Annotated in this window: 23 protein-coding genes and 1 riboswitch; of the genes, 2 read left to right on the top strand and 21 right to left on the bottom strand. The window is 56.0% G+C overall.

Going from position 1 to position 23135, the window contains the following annotated elements:
• Window positions 1–50 precede the first annotated feature (50 nt).
• Window positions 51–113: riboswitch (Fluoride riboswitch) on the bottom strand.
• Between the two features lie 94 nt (window positions 114–207).
• The gene (locus SERS4_RS0106595) at window positions 208–1269 is read right to left on the bottom strand and encodes a diguanylate cyclase (RefSeq protein ID WP_017891905.1); all 1062 of its coding nucleotides are present in this window, start codon (window positions 1267–1269) and stop codon (window positions 208–210) included.
• A 216-nt stretch (window positions 1270–1485) separates the two neighbouring features.
• On the opposite strand from SERS4_RS0106595, the gene tatA reads away from it, so the two are divergent.
• Window positions 1486–1695, top strand: a complete 210-nt coding sequence (gene tatA, locus SERS4_RS0106600) for a Sec-independent protein translocase subunit TatA (RefSeq protein ID WP_012005633.1) — start codon at window positions 1486–1488, stop codon at window positions 1693–1695.
• A gap of 95 nt (window positions 1696–1790) precedes the next feature.
• Here tatA and lipA read toward each other — a convergent pair whose 3' ends face one another.
• From lipA to leuS, 13 genes are all read right to left on the bottom strand, one after another.
• On the bottom strand, window positions 1791–2756 hold the full coding sequence (gene lipA / locus SERS4_RS0106605) for a lipoyl synthase (RefSeq protein WP_012005634.1): 966 nt from the start codon (window positions 2754–2756) through the stop codon (window positions 1791–1793).
• The gene (gene lipB / locus SERS4_RS0106610) at window positions 2749–3417 is read right to left on the bottom strand and encodes a lipoyl(octanoyl) transferase LipB (protein WP_017891906.1); all 669 of its coding nucleotides are present in this window, start codon (window positions 3415–3417) and stop codon (window positions 2749–2751) included. The genes lipA and lipB overlap by 8 nt, the downstream gene beginning before the upstream one ends.
• A gap of 134 nt (window positions 3418–3551) precedes the next feature.
• On the bottom strand, window positions 3552–3815 hold the full coding sequence (gene ybeD / locus SERS4_RS0106615) for a DUF493 family protein YbeD (RefSeq protein WP_009636895.1): 264 nt from the start codon (window positions 3813–3815) through the stop codon (window positions 3552–3554).
• A 111-nt stretch (window positions 3816–3926) separates the two neighbouring features.
• A complete protein-coding gene (gene dacA / locus SERS4_RS0106620; RefSeq protein ID WP_017891907.1) occupies window positions 3927–5138 on the bottom strand; it encodes a D-alanyl-D-alanine carboxypeptidase DacA in 1212 nt (403 codons plus the stop codon).
• Between the two features lie 178 nt (window positions 5139–5316).
• On the bottom strand, window positions 5317–6402 hold the full coding sequence (rlpA, locus tag SERS4_RS0106625) for an endolytic peptidoglycan transglycosylase RlpA (RefSeq protein ID WP_017891908.1): 1086 nt from the start codon (window positions 6400–6402) through the stop codon (window positions 5317–5319).
• Window positions 6403–6412: 10 nt separating this feature from the next.
• Window positions 6413–7525, bottom strand: a complete 1113-nt coding sequence (gene mrdB / locus SERS4_RS0106630) for a peptidoglycan glycosyltransferase MrdB (protein WP_012005638.1) — start codon at window positions 7523–7525, stop codon at window positions 6413–6415.
• Window positions 7526–7533: 8 nt separating this feature from the next.
• On the bottom strand, window positions 7534–9429 hold the full coding sequence (mrdA, locus tag SERS4_RS0106635) for a peptidoglycan DD-transpeptidase MrdA (RefSeq protein ID WP_012005639.1): 1896 nt from the start codon (window positions 9427–9429) through the stop codon (window positions 7534–7536).
• A gap of 38 nt (window positions 9430–9467) precedes the next feature.
• Window positions 9468–9938, bottom strand: coding sequence for a 23S rRNA (pseudouridine(1915)-N(3))-methyltransferase RlmH (gene rlmH / locus SERS4_RS0106640; RefSeq protein ID WP_004949595.1), 471 nt, complete (start codon window positions 9936–9938; stop codon window positions 9468–9470).
• A gap of 3 nt (window positions 9939–9941) precedes the next feature.
• Window positions 9942–10259 (bottom strand): ribosome silencing factor, encoded by a 318-nt coding sequence (rsfS, locus tag SERS4_RS0106645; RefSeq protein WP_017891909.1) that lies wholly within the window; start codon window positions 10257–10259, stop codon window positions 9942–9944.
• A 188-nt stretch (window positions 10260–10447) separates the two neighbouring features.
• The gene (gene nadD, locus SERS4_RS0106650) at window positions 10448–11110 is read right to left on the bottom strand and encodes a nicotinate-nucleotide adenylyltransferase (RefSeq protein WP_017891910.1); all 663 of its coding nucleotides are present in this window, start codon (window positions 11108–11110) and stop codon (window positions 10448–10450) included.
• The gene (holA, locus tag SERS4_RS0106655; RefSeq protein WP_017891911.1) at window positions 11100–12134 is read right to left on the bottom strand and encodes a DNA polymerase III subunit delta; all 1035 of its coding nucleotides are present in this window, start codon (window positions 12132–12134) and stop codon (window positions 11100–11102) included. The genes nadD and holA overlap by 11 nt, the downstream gene beginning before the upstream one ends.
• Complete coding sequence (gene lptE, locus SERS4_RS0106660; protein WP_017891912.1) at window positions 12131–12691, bottom strand: LPS assembly lipoprotein LptE; 561 nt, start codon at window positions 12689–12691, stop codon at window positions 12131–12133. The genes holA and lptE overlap by 4 nt, the downstream gene beginning before the upstream one ends.
• A gap of 14 nt (window positions 12692–12705) precedes the next feature.
• Complete coding sequence (leuS, locus tag SERS4_RS0106665) at window positions 12706–15288, bottom strand: leucine--tRNA ligase (RefSeq protein WP_026142247.1); 2583 nt, start codon at window positions 15286–15288, stop codon at window positions 12706–12708.
• A 265-nt stretch (window positions 15289–15553) separates the two neighbouring features.
• Here leuS and SERS4_RS0106670 point away from each other — a divergent pair, with 265 nt between their 5' ends.
• A complete protein-coding gene (locus SERS4_RS0106670) occupies window positions 15554–16036 on the top strand; it encodes a zinc ribbon-containing protein (protein WP_017891914.1) in 483 nt (160 codons plus the stop codon).
• Window positions 16037–16094: 58 nt separating this feature from the next.
• Here the strand turns inward: SERS4_RS0106670 and SERS4_RS0106675 are convergent, their stop codons facing one another.
• From SERS4_RS0106675 to lnt, 7 genes are all read right to left on the bottom strand, one after another.
• Window positions 16095–16793 carry an FMN-dependent NADH-azoreductase gene (locus SERS4_RS0106675; RefSeq protein ID WP_017891915.1) on the bottom strand — a complete coding sequence of 233 codons (699 nt, stop codon included), beginning with the start codon at window positions 16791–16793 and terminating at the stop codon, window positions 16095–16097.
• Between the two features lie 148 nt (window positions 16794–16941).
• On the bottom strand, window positions 16942–17874 hold the full coding sequence (gene rihA / locus SERS4_RS0106680) for a pyrimidine-specific ribonucleoside hydrolase RihA (protein WP_017891916.1): 933 nt from the start codon (window positions 17872–17874) through the stop codon (window positions 16942–16944).
• Between the two features lie 109 nt (window positions 17875–17983).
• Window positions 17984–18709 carry an amino acid ABC transporter ATP-binding protein gene (locus SERS4_RS0106685; RefSeq protein ID WP_012005648.1) on the bottom strand — a complete coding sequence of 242 codons (726 nt, stop codon included), beginning with the start codon at window positions 18707–18709 and terminating at the stop codon, window positions 17984–17986.
• Window positions 18709–19383, bottom strand: coding sequence for a glutamate/aspartate ABC transporter permease GltK (gene gltK, locus SERS4_RS0106690; RefSeq protein ID WP_012005649.1), 675 nt, complete (start codon window positions 19381–19383; stop codon window positions 18709–18711). The genes SERS4_RS0106685 and gltK overlap by 1 nt, the downstream gene beginning before the upstream one ends.
• A complete protein-coding gene (locus SERS4_RS0106695; protein ID WP_017891917.1) occupies window positions 19383–20123 on the bottom strand; it encodes an amino acid ABC transporter permease in 741 nt (246 codons plus the stop codon). Before SERS4_RS0106695 ends, gltK begins: the two co-directional genes overlap by 1 nt.
• 197 nt (window positions 20124–20320) lie before the next feature.
• Entirely contained in the window at window positions 20321–21217 is an 897-nt protein-coding gene (locus SERS4_RS0106700) for an amino acid ABC transporter substrate-binding protein (RefSeq protein WP_017891918.1), read from the bottom strand.
• Window positions 21218–21599: 382 nt separating this feature from the next.
• Window positions 21600–23129 (bottom strand): apolipoprotein N-acyltransferase, encoded by a 1530-nt coding sequence (gene lnt / locus SERS4_RS0106705; protein WP_017891919.1) that lies wholly within the window; start codon window positions 23127–23129, stop codon window positions 21600–21602.
• Window positions 23130–23135 lie beyond the last annotated feature (6 nt).

A 23135-nucleotide genomic window follows, 5' to 3' on the forward strand; every position in this document is an offset into this window, starting at 1 on the left:
GGGGACAAGCTCAGAAAGGTTCAGGCGCAATGCTACGCACCTCTCCGAGAGGTTACGTAGACATCATCAGCCCGTGAAGGCGGTTAAGGAGGAATGTCATCTCCGTCGTTCGACGCCGCTGTTTGCCGCGCAGACGGGATCTTACACCCGGCGCTGCCTATTTTGTAGTATAAAAAGTGACTGGAAACTGAAATTGTTCCTCTGGTCTCAGTGGCCGGGTACGGCCAGCTCCAGGCGGTTGCGACCGTTGTTCTTCGCCCGGTACAGCGCGTTGTCGGCGGCTTTTAACCAGTCCAGATAGCCGCTCATGTCGCCGTGATAATCCGCAATGCCGGCGCTGATGTTCAGCCGTAACTGCGGCGCTTCGCGGAAAACAATCTCGTTCAACCGTTCCTGAATGCGCAACAGCGCTATGCTGGCCTGTTCGGCACTGGTGTTGGGCAACACGGCCCCAAATTCGTCGCCACCGTAGCGTCCGACAATATCCACGGCGCGCAAACCGATTAGCAATTCCTCTGCCAGTACCGCCAGCGCCTCGTCACCCAGCGCATGGCCGAAGGTGTCGTTAATGGTTTTAAAGCGGTCGATATCCATCAGGATCAGCGTCGCGCTGTGCTGATAGCGGCGGCAGCTGTCAAATTGGTGATGCAGCAAATGTTCCCAATGGCGGCGGTTGTACAGTCCGGTCAGGCCGTCGCGCATGCTGATGCGCAACAACTCCTGTTTTTTTTCCGCCAGCCGTTTGGCGGTGCGGTAGGTCACTAATCCCAATAGGATAGGGTAGAAATAGATCATCGGCAGGCACAGATAGATCTGCAGCGGTGTGCTTTGCGGTTGGCAAGGGAAGCCCAGCAGAGCGCTGATTGCCAGGGCGCTGAGTACCTGTACCGCCAACCCTTTAAAGAACAGAGATTTGCCGGCAGAAGCCATGTTATTCATGCCCATCATCGACAGGATAACGACTGACGGTAAGGCATTGAATGCCATCATGGCTACCCACAGCCCGCCGAAAAACGAATCGATCAGCAGGTTGCGAATTTCAGCCTTGAAGGGCATGGCGGAACGGCGCGCCCATTGGTAGGCAAGGTGTGGCCAGATAAAACCGTGGAAAATCAGCAGGCCCCAGACCCAGTATGAGGTTTTTTGCGTATAGAATACTGAGAACACGCAGATAAAACCGATCCCCAGGCCGACGACACGTGGCAGATAAGTGCGTCTGGCGAAGCTAAGGCCGGAACGTCTGGTATCAATCACTGATGGCGTATACATCCGGCAACTCCATGATGAGCAGGGGAACAGCGTATCATGCGGGTTAAAAACTCAGAATAGTCTGAAGCGTAACCAGCCGATTTAAAGTTGCATATTGGCGTGGATCTTACTCTGTTACATGTTGCTGTTGTTTTGAATCTGGGAAAGTAGGTAAATATCCTCAGGCAAGGTTTTTTCTCGCTGCGTTCGCAGCGCTATATGAATAAGAAGGTGAGTATGGAAGGGATCAGTATTACCAAACTTCTGGTGATTGCGGTGTTGATCATCTTGCTGTTCGGTACCAGCAAACTGCGTACTTTGGGCGCGGACTTGGGTGCTGCGCTGAAGGGTTTCAAAAAGGCGGTGGGTGACGATACGACTCCGCCAGCGGCAAATACGGCAGAAAGTCAGTCCAACCCGCAGAGCGTCGAAAAGAAAGACGTTTAATTCCGCTTTCTGACGGGCAATAAAAAACGGATGCCGCAAGGTCATCCGTTTTTTGCCGTGTCTGTCACTTTAATGGTAACAATCCATTACCAGAATTACTTCACTTCCATCCCTTTTGCCTGCAAATCGGCATGGTAGGAAGAACGGACAAACGGACCGCAAGCAGCATGGGTGAAGCCCATCGCCATCGCTTCTTCTTTCATCTCATCGAACTCGGCCGGGCTGACGTAGCGCTGTACCGGCAGGTGATGGCGACTAGGCTGCAGGTACTGGCCCAGAGTCAGCATGGTGACGCCATGGCGACGCAGATCGCGCATCACTTCAACGATTTCCGCATTGGTTTCACCCAGACCGACCATCAGGCCAGACTTGGTTGGGATGTGCGGATGCGCCTCTTTAAACCGCTCCAGCAGCTTCAATGACCACTCGTAGTTAGCGCCCGGACGAACCTGACGGTAGACGCGTGGTACGTTTTCCAGATTGTGGTTGAACACATCCGGTGGCGTTTCGGTCAGGATTTCCAGCGCGCGATCCATACGGCCGCGGAAGTCCGGTACCAGCGTTTCAATCTTGATGGTCGGGTTTTTAGCGCGGATAGCCGCGATGCAGTCGGCAAAGTGCTGGGCACCACCGTCACGCAGGTCATCGCGGTCAACCGAGGTGATCACTACGTAACGCAGACCCATATCGGCGATGGTCTGAGCCAGTTTTTCCGGCTCGTTGGCATCTGGTGCCACCGGGCGGCCGTGGGCCACGTCGCAGAATGGGCAGCGGCGGGTACAGATGGCACCGAGGATCATAAAGGTGGCGGTGCCGTGGTTGAAGCACTCAGACAGGTTCGGACAGGAAGCTTCTTCGCACACCGAATGCAGACCGTTTTTACGCATTGCGGCTTTAATGCCCTGAATGCGCGTAGAGTCGGCAGGAAGTTTTATTTTCATCCACTCGGGTTTACGTAACAGCTCCTGCCGTTCTGTGACCACCGTTTTTACCGGGATCAACGCCATTTTGTCTGCATCGCGGTATTTGACGCCGCGTTCCATCTGAATTGGTTTACTCATAATCGTGCAGGTTCCAGTTACGAAGCTCGACCTTCGGGTAGCCGAGTAAATGAACAAATTCCTGTACCAGGACTGGGTGTACGTCTTCTATGCCAACACTGGGCACCAGCGCGCTGACCTGCGCCATCTGCATACCGGCGTAACCGCAAGGGTTGATACGCTGGAAGGGGGTGAGATCCATGGCCACATTCAGGGCCAGGCCGTGGAATGAACTGCCTTTACGGATCCGCAAACCCAACGAACAGATTTTTTGCTCCCCCACATAAACACCGGGTGCATCCGGACGGGCACGCGATTCAATGTGAAAGTGGGCGAGGGTATTAATAACGGTATCTTCGATAGCCGTGACCAGTTGGCGAACGCCAACCTTGTTGCGTTTCAGATCGACCATCACATACATCACCTGCTGGCCCGGCCCGTGATAGGTCACCTGGCCACCGCGATCGCTCTGGACAACCGGAATATCGCCCGGCATCAACAGATGCTCGGCTTTACCGGCCTGGCCCTGGGTAAACACGGGCTGATGCTGAACCAGCCACAGCTCATCGGGCGTGGTTTCGGTGCGGCGATCGGTGAAGTTGTGCATGGCTTGGGATACAGGCTCATAGGGCTGCAACCCCAGCTGACGCAAAATGATCTTGTCTGGTTGCAAAAGAGTCATCGTCAGGTTACAGAAGTGGTGTCGCCATTATACCGGGCGCTCTGGCCGGCGACCAGCGTTTCACTGACCAAAAATGCGCAACCCGGGCAGAGGATGCTCTGGCCCGGGCTGAAAAGCAGGGTTTTGTGCTGTAATTACAGAACCATGCGGACAATTTCAATGTTGCCCAACTCATCATATAAGGTTTCCACCTGATCGATATGGGTGGCGGTGATGGTGATGGACACGGAGTGGTAATTGCCTTTGCTGCTAGGTTTAACCTGTGGGTTGTAATCCCCGGGAGCATGGCGCTGCACCACTTCAACCACCTGGTCCACCAGCTCGGGTTGTGCCAGGCCCATTACTTTGTAGGTAAATGAGCAAGGGAATTCGAGCAGTTCGTTCAGTTTAGTTTTCATGTGCGCTCCAGAGTGCGGCTATCGGTATAGCGATTCTATAAATTATAACTCCCGCCGGAGCGGGAGTTAATGTTAATCAGTATATGGGGGCGATTTCGCCCATTTCAACTGTTAACCGAACCAGTGGTGGAACATCAGTTTGATGTAATCCACGATACGGCTGAAGAAACCGCCTTCTTTCACTTCGTTCATCACCACCAGTGGGCGCTGATCGATGGTTTTGCCATCGAGCTGGAAGTTGATGCTGCCGACAACCTGGTTTTTCGCCAGTGGTGCATGAATTTCCGGCGTGTTCAGCACGTAGCTGGCTTTGAGATCTTTCATCCGGCCGCGTGGGATGGTCAGGTAAACGTCTTTGTCTACGCCCAACTCAACGCGATCCGCATCGCCGAACCAGACGGGTTCAGACGCAAACTCTTTGCCCACTTTCAGTGGCGCAACGGTTTCGAAGAAGCGGAAGCCCCAGGTCAGCAGTTTCTTGCTCTCGGTTTCACGGCCTTTATAAGTACGACCGCCCAACACCGCAGAGATCAGACGCATCTGGCCTTCGGTCGCAGAAGCGACCAGGTTGTAGCCTGCCGCATCGGTATGACCGGTTTTGATGCCGTCCACGTTCAGGCTGGTATCCCACAGCAGACCGTTACGGTTCATCTGGCGGATATTGTTGAAGGTGAACTCTTTTTCTTTATAAATCGCATATTCGTCCGGCACGTCGCGGATCAGCGCCTGGCCGATCAACGCCATATCGCGCGCCGAACTGTACTGACCCTGTGCATCCAGGCCGTGTACCGTCTGGAAGTGGGTATTCTGCAGGCCCAGCTTGCTGACGTAGGTGTTCATCAGGTTAACGAACGCGTCCTGGCTGCCGGCTACGTAGTCGGCCATCGCCACGCAGGCGTCATTACCGGACTGCAGGTTGATGCCGCGGGTCAGCTTGGAGACCGGTACGCGGTCGCCTGGCTTGAGGAACATCAGCGAAGAACCCTTGAATACCGGGTTGCCGGTAGCCCAGGCGTCTTGCCCCACGGTAACCATGTCTTCCTGGCCGATTTTACCTGCTTTCAGCGCCTGGCCGATGACGTAACTGGTCATCATTTTGGTCAGACTGGCTGGATCGCGGCGGGCATCGGCGTTCATTTCCGCCAAAACTTTACCGGAGTTGTAATCAATCAGGACGTAGGATTCCGCATCGATTTGCGGTACCCCTGGGATCATGGTCTTGATATTAACGTCATCGGCATGCGCAACGGAGGTTGCACTCATCGCGATAACGGTGCCGAGCGCTATGCTCTTGATTAAGCGAAAAGAAGTTACTTGTTTCATGATCGAGACTACAACATCCATGAGGGTAAAATTAAAAACGAGCCACACTATAACAGATGAGATCCCGGCAGGCATTAGCCAATGCTCTGACTAATCGCGCTTTATTGGCTTTAGCTGAAAGAAAATGTTTCAGCTAAAGGAACGCTTATCAACCGCGTTCGCCTGCCGGATATTTGTTTTAAGGTGCGGCAGTGACAAAAGATTGTTGCTGCGCTTCGCTGGCCAGACGTTGCTGCAGTTCGGCGGCTTGCTGACGGCTGCTGAACGGGCCCAGCTGTACGCGATAGACGCTGCCGCTGGCGGCCACTTTACCCGGTACGCCAAACTTTTGGCTCAGGCTTTGTTGCCAGCTCTGCGCGCGTTCGGCACTGCTCAGTGCGCCGACCTGCACCACGTAGCTACCACCAGCAGAAGCATTGGCGGCAACGGCGGCGGAGGCCGCGACCGGTGCGGCAATGGCTGCGGCACTGACGGCAGCTTCAGGCTCTGAGCCTTCCAGCACGCCGGCCGGTACGGCGCTTGGCGCACCCAGGAACCCGCTGCGGCTATTGCCGGTGGTAGCGGCCGGGGCGTTGTCGCCGGTGTTCAAACTGCTGTTGTCAATCGGGTGCACTGCGGCACCGTTGGGGACCGGGACATCCTGTTGCACCGGGGTTCCCATGTTGCTGGAGCCGAGTTCCGGACGTGCGGGCAGGGCGTAGCTTTGTTTGGCAACGGTAGTACCAATGGTGCCAGGGCCGCTCAGAGTGCCGTCCGGGGCCACGTTGATGAAATCAACCTTGACCTTGGTGTTGTTGGACAGGTTCAGGCGGTCGGCGACGGCTTTCGACAAATCGATAATGCGGCCCTGGGTGTAAGGCCCGCGATCGTTCACTCGCACGACCAGTTGGCGGCCATTGGCCAGGTTGGTCACACGTACGTAGCTTGGGATCGGCAGCGTTGGGTGCGCGGCGGTTAACCCATTAGGATCGAACTGTTCCCCCAGCGCGGTGGTATTGCCCCGGGCTTCTTCACCGTAGGAGCTGGCCAGACCGGTCTGCGAGAAGTTCTGCGGATCCTTGACGATGCGGTAAGTGTCGCCATTAACCTTATAATCCTGCATATTATTAGGGTTATAGGGTTCATATTGAGGTTCAACGCCACCGATCTCCACCACGGGGCCGTTATACGGCTGCTGCGGTGGCGCTTGCTGTTCCGTGGTCGGGGCGGTACAGGCGGAAAGTAATACCGCGACAACGCCGACCCAAAGCCATTCCTTACGCATTACTCACCCCTTATAAACTCTTGGACATCATTTTTCGATGCGTGTGGATCGACATGATAATGCCGAACCCAGCCATAAGCACAATCAGCGCCGAACCCCCGTAACTGACCAGAGGCAAAGGTACGCCAACTACCGGCAAAATGCCACTGACCATACCAATGTTAACAAACACATAAACGAACAAAATCAGCATCAGGCCGCCGACCATCACCCGACCAAAGGTGGTTTGCGCCTTGGCGGCGATCATCAATCCACGAATGATAACCAGCAGGTACAGCGCCAGCAGCACCAGTACCCCAATCAGCCCCAGCTCTTCGGCCAGGACCGCGAAGATAAAGTCCGTGTGGCGCTCAGGCAGGAATTCCAGCTGTGACTGCGTGCCGTGCAGCCAGCCCTTACCGGACAGGCCACCTGAGCCGATGGCGATTTTCGACTGAATAATATGGTAACCGGCACCGAGTGGGTCGGTTTCCGGATCCAGCAGCATCATCACGCGGTCGCGCTGATAGCCGTGCATCAGGAAGAACCACAGCACCGGGATAAAGGCCGCCAGCAGCACGGCGGCTACGGCGATCAGCTTCCAGCTCATGCCGGACAGGAACAGCACGAACAGGCCGGAGGCGGCAATCAGAATCGAAGTCCCCAGATCGGGCTGCGCGGCGACCAGCAGGGTCGGCAGGAAAATCAACACCAGCGCAATCGCGGTATTCTTTAGCGAAGGCGGGCAAACGTCACGGTTCATAAAGCGCGCCACCATTAGCGGCACGGCGATTTTAGCGATCTCGGACGGCTGGAAACGCACGAAGCCAAGATCCAGCCAGCGCTGCGCGCCTTTACTGATCTGGCCGAAAGCGTCTACCAGTATCAGCAGGATCACGCAGAAAATATATAAATACGGCGCCCAGCTTTCATAGACCCGCGGTGGGATTTGCGCCATGACGGCCATCACTATCAGCCCCATGACAATCTGGCCGATCTTGCGCTCCATCATGCCAATATCCTGACCGCTGGCGCTCCACATCACGAACGCGCTGTAGACCAGCAGGGCCAGAATTAATAGCAGGAATGTGGGGTCGATATGGATTTTGGTCCAGATCGAGCCCTTTTGTTGGCTTTCAGTCATGTTCTACCTTAATCACCCTCTACGCCTGGTGGCAGTGGGGCTTCAGATGGTAATTGCGTATTGTTGTCGCCCAGCAAAATATGGTCGAGGATCTGACGGGTGATTGTCCCGACCGCCGGACCGGAGCCGCCGTTTTCCAGAATGATGGCGACCGATACCGTTGGATTGTTGAACGGAGCAAAGGCGGTCATCAATTTATGGTCACGCAGGTGTTCCGCCAGTTTGTGGGCGTTGTAGGTTTCGTAGCCGAATACCTGTGCGGTACCCGATTTCGCCGCGGCTTTGTAAGGTGCATCCGAGAAGTACTTACGTGCCGTCCCGTTCGGACGGTTGGCTACACCATACATGCCGTCTTTGGCAATTTCCCAGAAGCCTGAATGAATATCGCCGATCTGCTTGCTCTCTTCCTGGGTGAAGGGCACCAGCGCACCATTGATTCTGGTGCTCTGCAGCAGGTGTGGCGTTTTGACGTTGCCGTCGTTAATCAGCGTGGTCAGTGCCTTGGCCATCTGGATCGGCGTTGCCGTCCAGTAGCCCTGGCCGATGCCCACCGGAATGGTGTCTCCCTGATACCAGGGTTTTTTATAGCGCTTGAATTTCCAGTCGCGGGTCGGCATCAGGCCGGAACGTTCTTCGGACAGATCGATACCGGTATAATCGCCGTAACCGAACTTGGTCAGCCAGGTCGACAGGCGATCGATACCCATGTCGTAGGCGACCTGATAGAAGAAGGTATCCGCTGACTCTTCCAGCGCTTTGGTGACGTTCAGGCGGCCGTGGCCCCATTTTTTCCAGTCGCGGAAGCGTTTTTCCGAGCCGGGCAATTGCCACCAGCCGGGATCGAACAGGCTGGTGTTTTTGGTGATCACCCCGGCACTGAGCGCCGAGACGGCAATGTAGGGTTTAACCGTAGACGCCGGTGGATATAACCCCTGCGTGGCGCGGTTAATCAACGGCCGGTTCGGATCGTTGAGCAGCCCCTGGTAATCTTTACTGGAGATGCCATCAACGAACAGGTTCGGATCATAGCTGGGGTTAGAGACCATCGCCAGAATGCCGCCGGTGCGCGGATCGCTCACCACCACCGCCGCACGGCTGCCGACCAGCAACTGCTCGATATAGCGTTGCAGGTTGAGATCCAGCGTCAGGTAAACGTCCTGACCGGCGGAAGGGGGTTGTTCATGCAGTTGGCGGATCACCCGGCCGCGGTTGTTGACTTCAACCTCTTCGTAGCCGGTTTTGCCATGCAGGGTTTCTTCGTAATAGCGTTCGATGCCCAGCTTGCCGATATCGTGAGTGGCGGCGTAGTTGGCCAGCTTGCCGTCTTTATCCAGACGTTCGACGTCGCGGTCGTTGATTTTCGATACGTAGCCGATGACATGGGTCAGAGCGGAGCCATAAGGATAGTAGCGACGTTGGTAGCCTTTGACCTCGACGCCGGGGAAGCGGAACTGGTTAACCGCAAAACGTGCCACCTGGACTTCGTTCAGGGCGGTTTTCACCGGAATGGAGACGAAGCGGCGTGAGCGTTTGCGCTCTTTCTCGAAGTTGGTGATGTCTTCGTCGGTCAGATCGACCACCGGACGCAGTGCCTGTAGCGTGGCCTTCAGGTCATCGACCTTTTCCGGCATCAGCTCCAGTTGATAAATGGTGCGATTGAGCGCCAACGGGGTGCCGTTGCGATCGTAGATAATGCCGCGGCTGGGCGCGATAGGCACCAGTTTTATGCGGTTTTCGTTGGAGCGGGTACGGTAATCCTCAAAGCGGACGATTTGCAGGTTATACAGATTGGCGATGAGGGTGCCGGTCAGCACCAGGATGACCAGGAACGCCACCAGGGCGCGGCGTACAAACAGGGCGGATTCAGCCGTATAGTCGCGAAAAGGGTTACGTTCTATTTTCATCCCGCTGCTTTATTTCACTCTGTCACGGTTACCACCGGTTATTCCCGGTGGTAAGGATGATTTGTTGTAATACTCCAGGCGCGATAGAGGCTTTCAGCCACCAGGACGCGCACTAAAGGATGCGGCAATGTCAAAGGTGAGAGCGACCAACTTTGTTCGGCTGCGGCCTTGCACGCCGGGGCCAGCCCTTCCGGGCCACCAATCAGCAGGCTGACGTTGCGGCCGTCCTGCTTCCAGCGTTCGAGCTGCTGCGCCAACTGCGGCGTTTCCCACGGCGTACCGGGGATATCCAGCGTGACAATGCGATTGCCTTTGCCTACCGCCGCCAGCATCTGTTCGCCTTCCTTTTCCAGAATGCGTTTGATATCGGCATTCTTGCCGCGCTTGCCCGCCGGGATTTCGGTCAGCTCAAACGGCATGTCTTTCGGAAAACGGTGCAGATAATCCATAAAGCCGGTCTGCACCCAGTCTGGCATTTTAGTGCCGACAGCGACCAGTTGCAGTTTCACCGCTTAGCTCCAGAGTTTTTCCAGCTCATACAGACGACGGCTTTCTTCTTGCATCACGTGGACGATCACTTCGCCCAAATCAACCACTATCCAGTCGGAAGCTTCCTGGCCTTTCATGCCATAGAGTTCCATGCCCGCAGAACGGGATTCTTGCACCACGTGGTTGGCGATCGACATCACGTGACGGGTAGAGGTACCGGTGCAGATGATCATGTAATCGGTGATGCTGGATTTACCCTGGACATCCAGAGCGATAATGTCTTGGCCTTTCAGGTCATCAATTTTATCGATGACGAAATCTTGGAGCGCTTTACCTTGCAAAGGTTCCCCCTCGGGAGTGTTCTGTTCATTCGACTGCGGCGGGCAACTGCCCGTTTTGCGGCCTGAATCAATGATAAGTCGGCAGGATGCCGCTGAAAGCCAGCTGGTGACTGCCCGGCCAGCTAAGGTTTCCGGGGTTTTCAGCGAATACCTGAAAAATAGCGGCGCAGTATATCATGCGGCTCTCGCTAGCGATATAAACCCTGTAACTCGATATAGCGTTGTACCGAACGCGGTAACAGGTCGTCACAGTTGAGGCCCTGGTGGCGACGCTGACGGATTTCCGTGGCTGAAATTTCCAGCTGCGGCGTATCGGCCAGGTAGATATAGCCCTGTGGCTGCCGGCTGAGCAGCGCGGCATCGGTCACCTGATGCTGTTCCAGCCACTGTTGCAGTTCCGGCGTGTCCATTCGGTCATTGTAGCCCGGACGGGCCAGCACCAGCAGGTGGCAAGTATCCAGCAGCGACTGCCAGCGGTGCCACTTGTGCAGCGTCAGCAGCGAATCCTGGCCAATGATAAACGCCAGCGGCAATGCAGCGCCACGTTCTTTACGAATGGCTTCCAGCGTCTCTATGGTATAGGAGGGCGTGGTGCGGTGCAGTTCGCGATCGTCAACCGCAAACAGCGAGTTGCCGGCGATCGCCAGTTCAACCATCTTCAACCGTTGCTGTGCGTTAGCCTCGGGCTGAGGGCGGTGTGGCGGCACATGATTCGGCAACAGCGTCACCCGGTTCAGGCCTACCTCCGCCGCCAGCGCTTCCACCGGGCGCAGATGGCCGTAATGGATTGGGTCAAAGGTGCCGCCAAACAGGGCGTGCAGGACGGTGGTGTCTTGCGAATTAGTGGGCATCGGAAAAACTCGTGGCCAGAGGTTTGCCGCACAGCAGCATCGACAGGGTTTCCAGTTCCGACCAGACCGACTGGCCGTAATCCTGCTTAAGGGTGATTTCAATCTGCGCCAGCAGATGAACCGCTTGCCGCAACTCGGCACCGGATAACCGCTGCAATGCCTGGGTGACCAGGTTACGGCGGTTTTGCCAGACCTTGTACTGGTCGAACAGCGTACGCAGCGGCACTGACGCCATGCGTCGTTGCAGGTTCAGCAATTGCAGCAATTCGCGTTGCAGGGTGCGCAGCAGGATCACCGGTTCGACATCTTCCTGCTGCATTTGCTGCAGGATATGCCAGGCGCGTTTGCTCTTACCCGCCAGCAGGGCGTCCAGCCAATGGAATGGCGTGAAGTGCGCGGCGTCATTGACCGCCAGCTCGACACGCGGCAGCGTGAGCTTGCCATCCGGATGCAATAACGACAGTCGTTCCAGCGCCTGCGACAGCGCCAGCAGGTTGCCTTCGTAGCAGTAACACAGCAACTGATTAGCCGCGTCGTCCAGTTCCAGCTTCATGGTTTTGGCGCGCTGGGCTACCCAGCGGGGTAACTGCGCCTGCTCCGGTGTCTGGCAACTGACGTAAGCGCCATGCGGGCTGAGCGCCTTGAACCAGGCGCTGTTTTCCTGAGCTTTGGTGAGGCGTGGCCCACGCAGCATCAGCAAAATATCGTCATGCAGCAGAGCAGCCAGCTTGATCAACTGTTCGCCTATCGGGGCGGTCGGCCCGTTTTCAGGGAAGATCAGCAACAGCGTCTGACGGCTGGCGAACAGACTCATCGCCTGACAGATGCTGAAAATGGCGTCCCAGTCGGTATGGGCATCAAGCGAAATGCTGTAGTGCTCGGTGAACTGGTGTTGCTGTGCCGTTTGGCGGATCAGATCCTGACTTTCCTGCAACAGCAGCGGTTCATTGCCACTCAATAAATAACAAGCGCGCAGCCCCTCTCGGAGCTGCGCGGCAAGTTGTTCAGGGTAAATACGGATCATTGATCTACGCGACTGGCCGCTTTTTCACCGGCCGCAGCGGCTTTCTGCTGCGTTTCTTCTTCCGCCGCGTGCACCGTCAGCAGTTTACGCACCAGTTGCTGGGCGGCCTGCTCACGCATTTCCTGACGAATGATTTCCTGTTCGGAATCTTTTGCCAGTGCGGTCAGCGGGTTATCGAAGAACGAACGGAAGACTTTTACGTTCAGCGGATACAGATCGTGACCCGGGATCAACACCTGTGCCTGGACCGTCAGCACCATTTGGTACTCAGCGGTTTTACCGTCCTGGAAGATAGAGGCGGTATCCTGGCTTTCGGTGGCGCCAATGATGCGCAGGGAAGGGAGATCCTTACGTTTTGCATCTTTGACAATGGTCACGTCGCTCAGACGTAATTGCTCACGCACCGAACGGGTCAGCGGACCATAAGGGTCTGAGCTGTCCAGAATCAGCGTTTTCATTTCCGAGGGTACCTGCGTGGTGCCACGCAGGTGAAAACCGCAGCCGGCGGTGACCAGCACCGCCAACCCCAGCAACAGCGTCAGAATACGTTGTCGCACAATTCCTCCTTGTGTTAACCCACAACCAGGTTAAGCAATTTGCCCGGAACATAGATCACTTTACGAACCGTAACCCCGTCCAGATATTTAGCGACCAGATGTTCCTCAGCGGCGCGCGCACGCACCTGTTCTTCGGTTGCATCAGCTGCCACAGTAATTTTAGCGCGGACCTTGCCGTTGACCTGTACTACCACCAGCTTGGAGTCTTCGACCATCGCCTGTTCGTCGGCTTGCGGCCAGGCTGCGGTGTCCACATCGCCTTCACCGCCCAATGCCTGCCACAGTGAGAAGCACACGTGCGGGGTGAACGGATACAGCATGCGGACCACTGCCAGCAGGGCTTCCTGCAGCAGAGCGCGATCCTGCTCGCTTTCCTGCGGAGCACGGGCCAGCTTGTTCATCAGCTCCATCACGGCGGCAATGGCGGTGTTGAAGGTCTGACGACGGCCGATATCATCGGTCACTTTGGCGATGGTTTTGTGCAGATCGCGGCGCAGTGCCTTCTGGTCTTCGTTCAGCGTTGCCACGTTCAGCGGCTGTACGGCACCTTTTCCCAGGTGTTCGTAGGCCAGTTTCCACACGCGTTTCAGGAAGCGGTTCGCCCCTTCCACGCCGGATTCCTGCCATTCCAGCGTCATTTCTGCCGGCGAAGCGAACATCATGAACAGACGCACGGTATCCGCACCGTATTTCTCAACCATCACCTGCGGGTCGATGCCGTTGTTTTTCGACTTCGACATTTTGCTCATGCCAGCATAGACCAGTTCACGACCTTGTGGATCGGTGGCTTTGATAATGCGGCCTTTGTCATCGCGCTCAACGATGGCGTCGGCTGGGGAAACCCAGACGCGTTCGCCGCTGTTGCCGCTGTAATAGAAGGCGTCTGCCAGCACCATGCCCTGACACAGCAGGCGTTTTGCCGGCTCGTCGGAATCGACCAGGCCCGCGTCACGCAACAGCTTGTGGAAGAAGCGGAAGTACATCAGGTGCATGATGGCGTGTTCGATACCACCGACATACTGATCGACCGGCAGCCAGTAGTTGGCGGCGGCCGGATCCAGCATGCCCTTGTCGTACTGCGGGCAGGTGTAGCGTGCGTAGTACCAGGAAGACTCCATAAAGGTGTCGAAGGTGTCGGTTTCACGCAGCGCCGGTTGGCCGTTAACGGTGGTTTTTGCCCACTCGGGATCGGCTTTGATCGGGCTGGTGATGCCGTCCATCACCACGTCTTCCGGCAGGATCACCGGCAGTTGGTCTTCCGGGGTCGGCATTACGGTGCCGTCTTCCAGCGTGACCATTGGGATTGGCGCACCCCAGTAACGTTGACGGGAAACCCCCCAGTCGCGCAGACGGTAGTTAACCTTGCGCTGGCCGACGCCTTTGGCGACCAGTTTGTCGGCAATGGCGTTGAAACCGTCCTGGTGGTCCAAACCGTCAAACTCGCCGGAATTGAACAGCGTGCCTTTCTCGGTCATGGCTTCGGCCTGGACATCCGGTTGGCTGCCATCGAGCGCCAGCACTACCGGTTTGATCGGCAAACCGTATTTGGTGGCGAACTCCCAGTCACGCTGGTCGTGAGCCGGAACCGCCATTACCGCGCCGGTGCCGTATTCCATCAGCACGAAGTTGGCGACCCAAACCGGCACTTGCTCGCCGGACAGCGGGTGGATGGCGAACAGGCCGGTTGGCATGCCTTTCTTCTCCATCGTTGCCATTTCGGCTTCGGCCACTTTGGTGTTGCGGCATTCTTCGATAAATTCAGCCAGCGCCGGGTTGTTCACCGCGCCTTGTTGCGCCAATGGGTGACCCGCGGCAACGGCCACGTAGGTCGCACCCATAAAGGTGTCTGGACGGGTGGTATAAACGGTCAGTTTCTCGTCGCTGCCCGCCACGTCAAAGGTGATATCCACCCCTTCGGAACGGCCAATCCAGTTACGCTGCATGGTTTTCACCTGCTCTGGCCAGCTTTCCAGCGTATCGAGATCGTTCAACAGTTGATCAGCGTAATCGGTGATTTTGATAAACCACTGTGGGATTTCTTTACGCTCGACCTTGGTGTCGCAGCGCCAGCAGCAGCCGTCGATAACCTGTTCGTTGGCCAGCACGGTCAGATCGTGCGGACACCAGTTGACCGCAGAGGTCTTCTTGTAGACCAGGCCTTTTTCGTACAGCTTGGTGAAGAACCACTGTTCCCAACGGTAGTAATCCGGATCGCAGGTAGCGATCTCGCGATCCCAGTCGTAGCCGAAGCCCAGCAGTTTTAGCTGGTTCTTCATGTATTCGATGTTGTCGTAGGTCCACGGGGCCGGAGCGGTGTTGTTTTTAACCGCGGCGCCTTCCGCCGGCAGGCCGAACGCATCCCAGCCGATCGGCTGTAGTACGTTTTTGCCCAGCATGCGCTGGTAGCGCGAGATCACGTCGCCGATAGTGTAGTTACGAACGTGCCCCATGTGCAGACGGCCTGATGGGTATGGCAGCATGGATAGGCAGTAATACTTTTCCTTGCTCGCGTCTTCGGTAACCTTGAAAGTCTGCTTCTCTTGCCAGTGAAGCTGTACGTTCGATTCTATGTCTTCTGGACGGTATTGCTCTTGCATGGCGGCTGGTGGTCCTGTAGGTGTAAAACAGCTACATCCGTAGCATTCTGTTGAGTACTTATAGATCCGCATAGCATAGCTGATAAGACCTCTCGGCAACAACACCAAGCGCCCGACTCGGCGTATTTAAAAAATCCCCGCCATGATATGACTCACATCTTGAGGATCCCGTGCCTTGCCAAGTGACATCAGCAATTTACGGCTAAAATGATAAGGGATACGTTAAGAGGTAAGCCCCGTCACGTAAGTTCATCGAGGAGAGATTATGAACAAGGTTGCTCAGTACTACCGCGAATTGGTGGCATCTCTGACCGAACGCCTGAAAAATGGCGAGCGTGATATTGATTCACTGGTGGCGAGCGCTGAAAAACGGCTGAACGAAGCCGGTGAGCTGACGCGCGATGAAGTGGAGCAGGTGACCCTGGCGGTACGGCGCGATCTGGAAGAGTTTGCACGCAGTTACCAGGAAAGCCGGGAAGAATTTACCGACAGCGTTTTTATGCGAGTGATTAAAGAGAGCCTGTGGCAGGAACTGGCGGACATTACCGACAAAACCCAGTTGGAATGGCGCGAGGTTTTCAAGGACGTCAGCCACCATGGCGTTTACCACAGCGGTGAGGTGGTCGGCCTGGGGAATCTGGTGTGCGAGCAGTGTCATCATCATTTGGCGTTTTACACGCCGGAAGTGTTGCCGCTATGCCCGAAATGTGGCCATGACCAGTTTCAGCGTCGGCCTTTCGAACCTTGAGTTTTCCCGCACCCTGGCCTTTTCCTGTGCGGAAAGGGCCGGGGCAGGGAGATCGTGATTAACCGAACAGTTTTTTCATCAGGTTACTGAGGAAACCGCCGCCGGCCGGCGCTGTGGCCAGTTCAGGCTGGTTTGCGAGGGCGGCGTATACCGTCGCAGGCACTTTCTGCGCAACCGCTATGCGACTGTCCTGCGTTGCTTTTTCTGCCGCTTCTGGCCCGTAAGCAAAACCTTCCGCCAACACGAACTCCACGTCAGTAATACCGATGAACCCCAGGAACAGCTTCAGGTAAGGCGTGATCAGGTCGGTTGGTGTCTCGGCATGGATACCGCCGCGGCTGGAGATCACAATCGCTTTTTTACCGGTGACCAGGCCTTCGGAACCCTCGGAGGTATAACGGAAGGTTTGGCCGGCACGCGCGACCAGGTCGAAATAGATTTTCAACTGGGTCGGAATATTGAAGTTGTACATTGGGGCGCTGATGATAATGGTGTCGTGCGATTTCAGCTCGGCAATCAGCTCATCGGAAAGCGCCAGCGTTTTTTGCTGATGTGGCGTTAAGGGCTTATCACCGGCGCTAAAGCCGCCAATCACTTCACCATCCAGCTCCGGCAGGGTTGGGTTGGCCAGATCGCGGAAGGTAAAGTTGTCGCTTGGGTGTGCTTCACGCCACTGTTGAACAAAAAAATCGACTAATTTTCCAGACTGGGAGTAATCGCCCAGGATACTTGATTTCAGGACCAGTATACGACTCATGCGGATATCTCCAGGCTTGCTCTAAGGTTGTCAGCGTTTGCTGTGCGTTTAAAGCATCTTAGAGGCAAGCCTGGGCCAGTGATAGCGTAAAAATTCGCTGAGTTAAATCAAAAAAACTGAATGCTGACTATGTTGGTGTCCCAGCGGGTCAGTAACGCGCGACGCGTTCGGCCAGCAGATTGATAAACCCTTCACGATCGATATCGGTCAGCACTTCCACGTTGGCCGCTTTGCCGTTTTGTCCGAAGATATCCACCACCGTCATCCCCTGGGTGTACTCTCCTTTGGTCTCTACACCGACCCAGCGTTCGATACTGCCAAACAGCCGTGGTGCCAACAGCCAGGCGATGGTGCAGGGGTCGTGCATCGCGGCACCGGGCAACCCGCGCGGGTGGCTGAGATACAGCGGCAGGTAGAAGTCGAGCATTTCTGCTACCGCCTGCGCGACCGGGTTGTCAATCTGGCGGATTCGTTCGATATCCTGCGGCAGCACCAGCGCCTGATGGGTGACGTTCAGACCTGCCATGGTCAGCGGCACGCCGGATTTGAGCACCATCTCGGCGGCTTCCGGGTCGACGAAAATATTAAACTCCGCCACCGGGGTGGTGTTGCCGGCGTTCATGCCGCCGCCCATAAAGACGATACGCTCGATGTTGCCTTTCAGCTCAGGGTGTTGAGCCAGCAGCAGGGCGATATTGGTCATCGGACCGGTAACCACCAGAGTGATGGGTTGCGGGCTGCTGCGCAGCAGGCTGGCGATCAGTTCGACGGCGCTTTGTTTGACCGGCTTGATGGTGGGCGTTGGCAGATGGGTATTGCCCATGCCGGTTTTGCCATGCACATAGTCGGCAATCACCAGCTCACGCATTAGCGGGGCCGCGGCACCGGCGGCGACAGGAATGTCTTCGCGTTTCATCAGCGTCAGCAGCCCGAGCGCGTTATGCAGGGTTTTCTCCGGCGTCTGGTTACCGGCAGAGGTCGTAATGGCTTTCACTTCAAGTTCCGGTGAACTCAGTGCCATAGCAAGGGCAATGGCGTCGTCGAGGCCGGGATCGCAATCGATAATGATAGGGCGAGGCATGTGGATCTCCCTGGTTGTGTTCCGAGCATCGGATCAAAACCAGGGAGAAACAAGCGCTTTTAGTGCCGGGAGAGGGGAGATGCGCCCCGAAAGGAGCGCATCAGATAAATCAGTGCAGGATTTTTGCCAGGAAGTCTTTGGCACGCTCAGACTCGGGGTTGTTGAAGAAGTCGTCTTTATTGCGGTCTTCGACAATTTTGCCTTCATCCATAAAGATCACCCGGTTGGCGACCTTGCGGGCAAAGCCCATTTCGTGGGTCACCACCATCATGGTCATGCCTTCGTTTGCCAGTTCGACCATCACGTCGAGCACTTCGTTGATCATTTCCGGATCGAGCGCCGAGGTGGGTTCATCGAACAGCATGGCGATAGGATCCATGCATAGCGCACGGGCGATAGCCACACGCTGCTGCTGGCCACCGGAAAGCTGGCCGGGGAACTTGTTGGCATGAGCGGTCAGGCCGACGCGCTCCAGTAACTTCAGGCCTTTCTCGCGTGAGGCGGCTTTATCGCGCTTGAGCACTTTTACCTGTGCCAGCGTCAGGTTGTCGATGATCGACAGGTGCGGGAACAGCTCAAAGTGTTGGAACACCATGCCGACCTTGGAACGCAGCTGAGCCAGGTTGGTTTTCTTGTTGTTGACCGGGGTCCCGTTCACCAGGATATCGCCCTGCTGGATCGGCTCCAGGCCGTTGACGGTTTTGATCAGGGTAGATTTTCCCGAGCCTGAAGGACCGCAGACTACCACCACCTCACCTTTTTTGACTTCGGTGGTGCAATCGGTCAGAACCTGAAAGTGACCGTACCACTTAGAAACATTTTTCAGGGATATCATCAAACAGTCCTTTTCTTCAAATAGCTTACCAGCGCCGAGGCGGCGAGACTGATAACAAAGTAGACAAAGCCGGCGAACAGGATCATTTCAACCTGGGTGCCGTCGCGCTCGCCGATGGTTGAGGCGGTACGGAAGAAGTCAGCCAGGCTCAGTACGTAGACCAGAGAAGTATCCTGGAACAGTACGATGCCCTGAGTCAGCAGCAGTGGCACCATGGCGCGGAACGCCTGCGGCAAAATAACCAGTTTCATTGACTGCCAGTGGCTCATGCCCAGCGCCAGCGCGGCGGAAGACTGGCCGCGCGAGATGCTGATAATACCGGCGCGGATGATTTCCGAGTAATAGGCCGCTTCAAACAGGGAAAAGGCTACCATAGCCGAGATCAGGCGAATATCGGTTTTCGGCGACAGCCCCAGAACTTGTTGTAATAAGCTTGGAACCACCAGATAGAACCACAGCAGCACCATCACCAGCGGCACTGAACGGAACAGGTTGACGTACAGCGCGGCAAACCAGCTGATGGGCTTGAATGGCGACAGACGCATGACGGCCAGAATGGTGCCCCAGAGGATACCGAAGACGATAGCGGTCACGGTGATCTTCAGCGTGATCAACAGACCTTGCAGCAGGTAAGGGAAGCTTGGGACAATTGATGCCCAGTCAAATTCGTACATTATTTACTCCCCAGATTGCCGGGCAACTGCACTTTTCGCTCTACCAGTCGCATAAACAGCATGATCACGGCGTTGATGGCGATGTAGGCCAACGTAATCGCGGTAAAGGATTCATAGGCATGCGCGGAGTAATCCAGCAGTTTGCCGGCCTGCGCAGCCATGTCGACCAGCCCGATGGTGGAAGCGATGGCGGAGTTTTTCACCAGGTTAAGCATTTCCGAGGTCATCGGCGGCACAATCACCCGATAGGCGTTCGGCAACAGCACGTAGCGATAGGTTTGCGGCAGCGTCAGGCCCATGGCCAGTCCGGCGGCTCTTTGACCGCGTGGCAGTGACTGAATGGCCGCGCGGACCTGTTCACATACGCGGGCGGCGGTAAACAGCCCCAGGCACAGCATCGAGGAAACGAAGAACTGCACGTTAGGATCGAGTTCGGTTTTGAACCACATGCCGATATTGGCCGGCAGCAGTTCCGGGATCACCAGATACCAGGTAAAGAATTGCACGATCAGCGGCACGTTACGGAACAGTTCGACGTAACAGGTACCGAGGGTGGAAAGAAAGCGGTTGGGTACGGTACGCAAAATACCGAATAGCGAACCGACAAAGAAAGCGATAATCCATGCACAGACGGAGAGGGCTACCGTGACCTGAAAGCCGGACCAAATCCAGCCGAGGTAAGTGGTATTCCCAAACGGGGCCTGCTGCAGGAAGATACCCCAGTTCCAATCTATTGACATAACAAACTCCGTTAAGCGGGCGCAGAGCGCCTAAAGATTGATGACTATTCACGCCGAAAGTACCGCGGCCAGTCGGGCTGACCTGTCTGTGCGGCATCGGTGGTGCGTTAAGGGGAAAATGCGGGAGGGGAACGGCCTCCCGCATTCCTGTCTGTCCCAGCCATCAACAAGACCAGGTTACCCTGGACTTTGTTTTATTAGTTCAGTGCTTTGTCGTTAGGCTCTTTGAACAGTTGCTTCATGTCGTCTGACAGTTCGAAGTTCATGTTGAGGTTCTTCGGTGGGATTGGCTGTTTGAACCACTTATCAAACCATTTTGCCGCTTCGCCTGAAGTCTGGGCCTGAGCGATGGTGTCATCGACCAGTTTTTTGAACTCAGGATCCTCTTTACGCAGCATACAGCCGTAGGCCTCTTTCGACTGCGGTGTGCCGAGGATTTCCCATTGGTCCGGCTTCTTGGCTTTCGCGCGTTCACCGGCCAGCAGGGCGTCATCCATCATAAAGGCGACTGCTCGGCCACTTTCCAGGGTGCGGAATGAATCACCGTGGTCTTTGGCGCTGATGATGCGCATGTTCATCTTGCCGCTGTCATTGAGTTTATTGAGCAGCACTTCCGAAGTGGTGCCGGAGGTGACTACGACCGGTTTGCCAGCCAAATCTTTGAAATCTTTAACGTCAGAGCCTTTTTTCACCAGCAGGCGGGTACCGACCACGAAGATGGTGTCGGAGAAGGCGGCCTGTTTCTGGCGCTCAAGGTTATTGGTGGTCGAGCCGCACTCGAAGTCAAAGGTACCGTTTTGCAGCAGCGGAATACGGTTCTGTGAGGTGATCGGCAGCATTTTGACCTGCAGATCCGGGGCGTTCAGTTTTTTCTTAACTGCTTCAACGATTTGGTTGGAGTAGTCCTGGGAGTAGCCCACCACTTTCTGCTGGTTGTCGTAGTAGGAGAACGGCACTGACGATTCGCGGTGGCCGACAACGATCACGCCGTTGTCTTTGATTTTCTTCAGCGTACCGGTCAGTTCTTCCGCATGGGCTACGTTAGCCGCCGTACCGATCAGCAGTAACGATAACGCCAATTTACGCATTTGCATGGTCCAACTCCTTTGCTGTTGTGGTGGCTCAAATTCAAAGAGCATCAGATTCTAAATGGAGATTTATTGCTCAAGTATAAAGATAGTCTTAGAACAGATAACCGTTAGAAAATAGCCGATTGTGAACAGATTGAAACTAAAATGTTTCTTTTTTTGAGACGCCACGCGCACCAAATTAATGCAACAAAACCCCAATGCACCTTGATGGTGCCAGTGATGCTCTCGAGTTGTGCGCAAATACGACGAAACGGCAGCAAAAGTAAATCGGCTCTAAATCACGGAGTAAGTAAAGCAAGGAGTGTGCCAGAAGCGTTGATTTGGCAATGATTTTTGACAGGGAGGGAAAAACAACGGGGCGCGCCGATGGCCACGCCCCGGGGGATTATTTACGACGCATGCCGAGGAACAGCGCCAGGCCGCCGAGCAGCAAGGTGATTATCCACAATGGCGTGGCGCCAAAGCGGGCATAAGGCGTAATGCCGGTGGTGGGGGTCATTTTCACCTCCAGCACCTTGCGAGTGAACTGCGGGATCTCTGCAATCACTTCACCGTTAGCATCCACTGCGGCTGTCACGCCGTTGTTGGTGCTGCGCAACAGAGGTCTGCCCAACTCAAGTGCACGCATGCGCGCCATCTGGAAGTGCTGCCACGGGCCGATGGAATGACCGAACCAGGCATCGTTGGAGATGGTCAGCAGGAAGTTGGTGTCCGGGCGGAAGTTATCGCGCACCTGCTGGCCGAGGACAATTTCATAACAAATCGCCGCTGTCAGGTTATAGCCCTTCACGCTGAGCTGGGGCTGGACGTAATCGCCGCGGCTGAAAGAGGACATCGGCAGGTCGAAGAAGGGGGCCAGTGGACGCAGCAGGGTTTCCAACGGAACAAACTCGCCGAACGGCACCAGATGGTGCTTGTTGTAGCGGTCTTTGGCCGGATAAACGTATGGCGTCGGTTCACCCAACACGATGGCGCTGTTGTAGATTTGCTGGCCCTGTGGGGTGGCACGAACGTCAACAATGCCGGTGATCAGGCTACTGTTTTTGGCGCGCATCAGGTCGTCCATCATGGTCAGGAAGCCGTTCTGGCTGGCTTCGTAATCCGGGATGGCGGACTCCGGCCAAATGATGATCGGCGCTTTGCCCATATAAGGACGGGTTTCATCCAGATAGGTTTGCAGCGTACTGACCAGCGCTTTCGGGTCCCACTTCATCGACTGAGCGATATTGCCCTGCACCATAGCGACGTTGACCGCCTTGTCCGGCTGAGGGGTATACCAGTGCAACTGGCGCAGCGGCCACGGCAACAGCAGCAGTGCAACCGCCACCACCGCCGGCGTGATGCGACGTTGATTGACGGCATACACCAGCAACCCGGCAATCGCCATCAGCATAAAGGTAATGGTATCTACCCCCAGCAGTGGCGCCACGCCTTTCAACGGGCCGTTGAGTTGGCTGTAGCCAAATTGCAGCCAGGGGAAGCCGGTCAGCACCCAGCCGCGTAAAAACTCGGTGACCTGCCACAGCACCGGCGCAGCAATGGCCAGGCGATACCAACTGGTGGTTGGCCAAAGGCGTGCCAGCAAGCCGGCGAACAGCCCGGTATACAGAGACAGATAGGCGGCGAGCAGCGCCACCAGGAAGATATTGACGGAGAACGGCATGCCACCGAAGTCGGCGATACTGACGTAAACCCAGTTGATCCCGCTACCAAACAGGCCAAAGCCCCAGCAGAAGCCGAGCAGGGCGGACTGTTTGGTGGTGCGGTTCAGGGTCACGGCCAGCAGGCCAACCAGGGAGACAATGGCCGCCGGCCAGATATCGTAAGGGGAAAACGCCAGCGTGCCACTGGCACCAGTCAACAGCGCCAGCAGGGCGCGAACCCACTGGCGATCAAGGTAAGAGGCTTTAGCCATGTTCGA

The organism is Serratia sp. S4 (genome assembly GCF_000347995.1).
Taxonomy (GTDB): Bacteria; Pseudomonadota; Gammaproteobacteria; order Enterobacterales; family Enterobacteriaceae; genus Serratia; species Serratia quinivorans.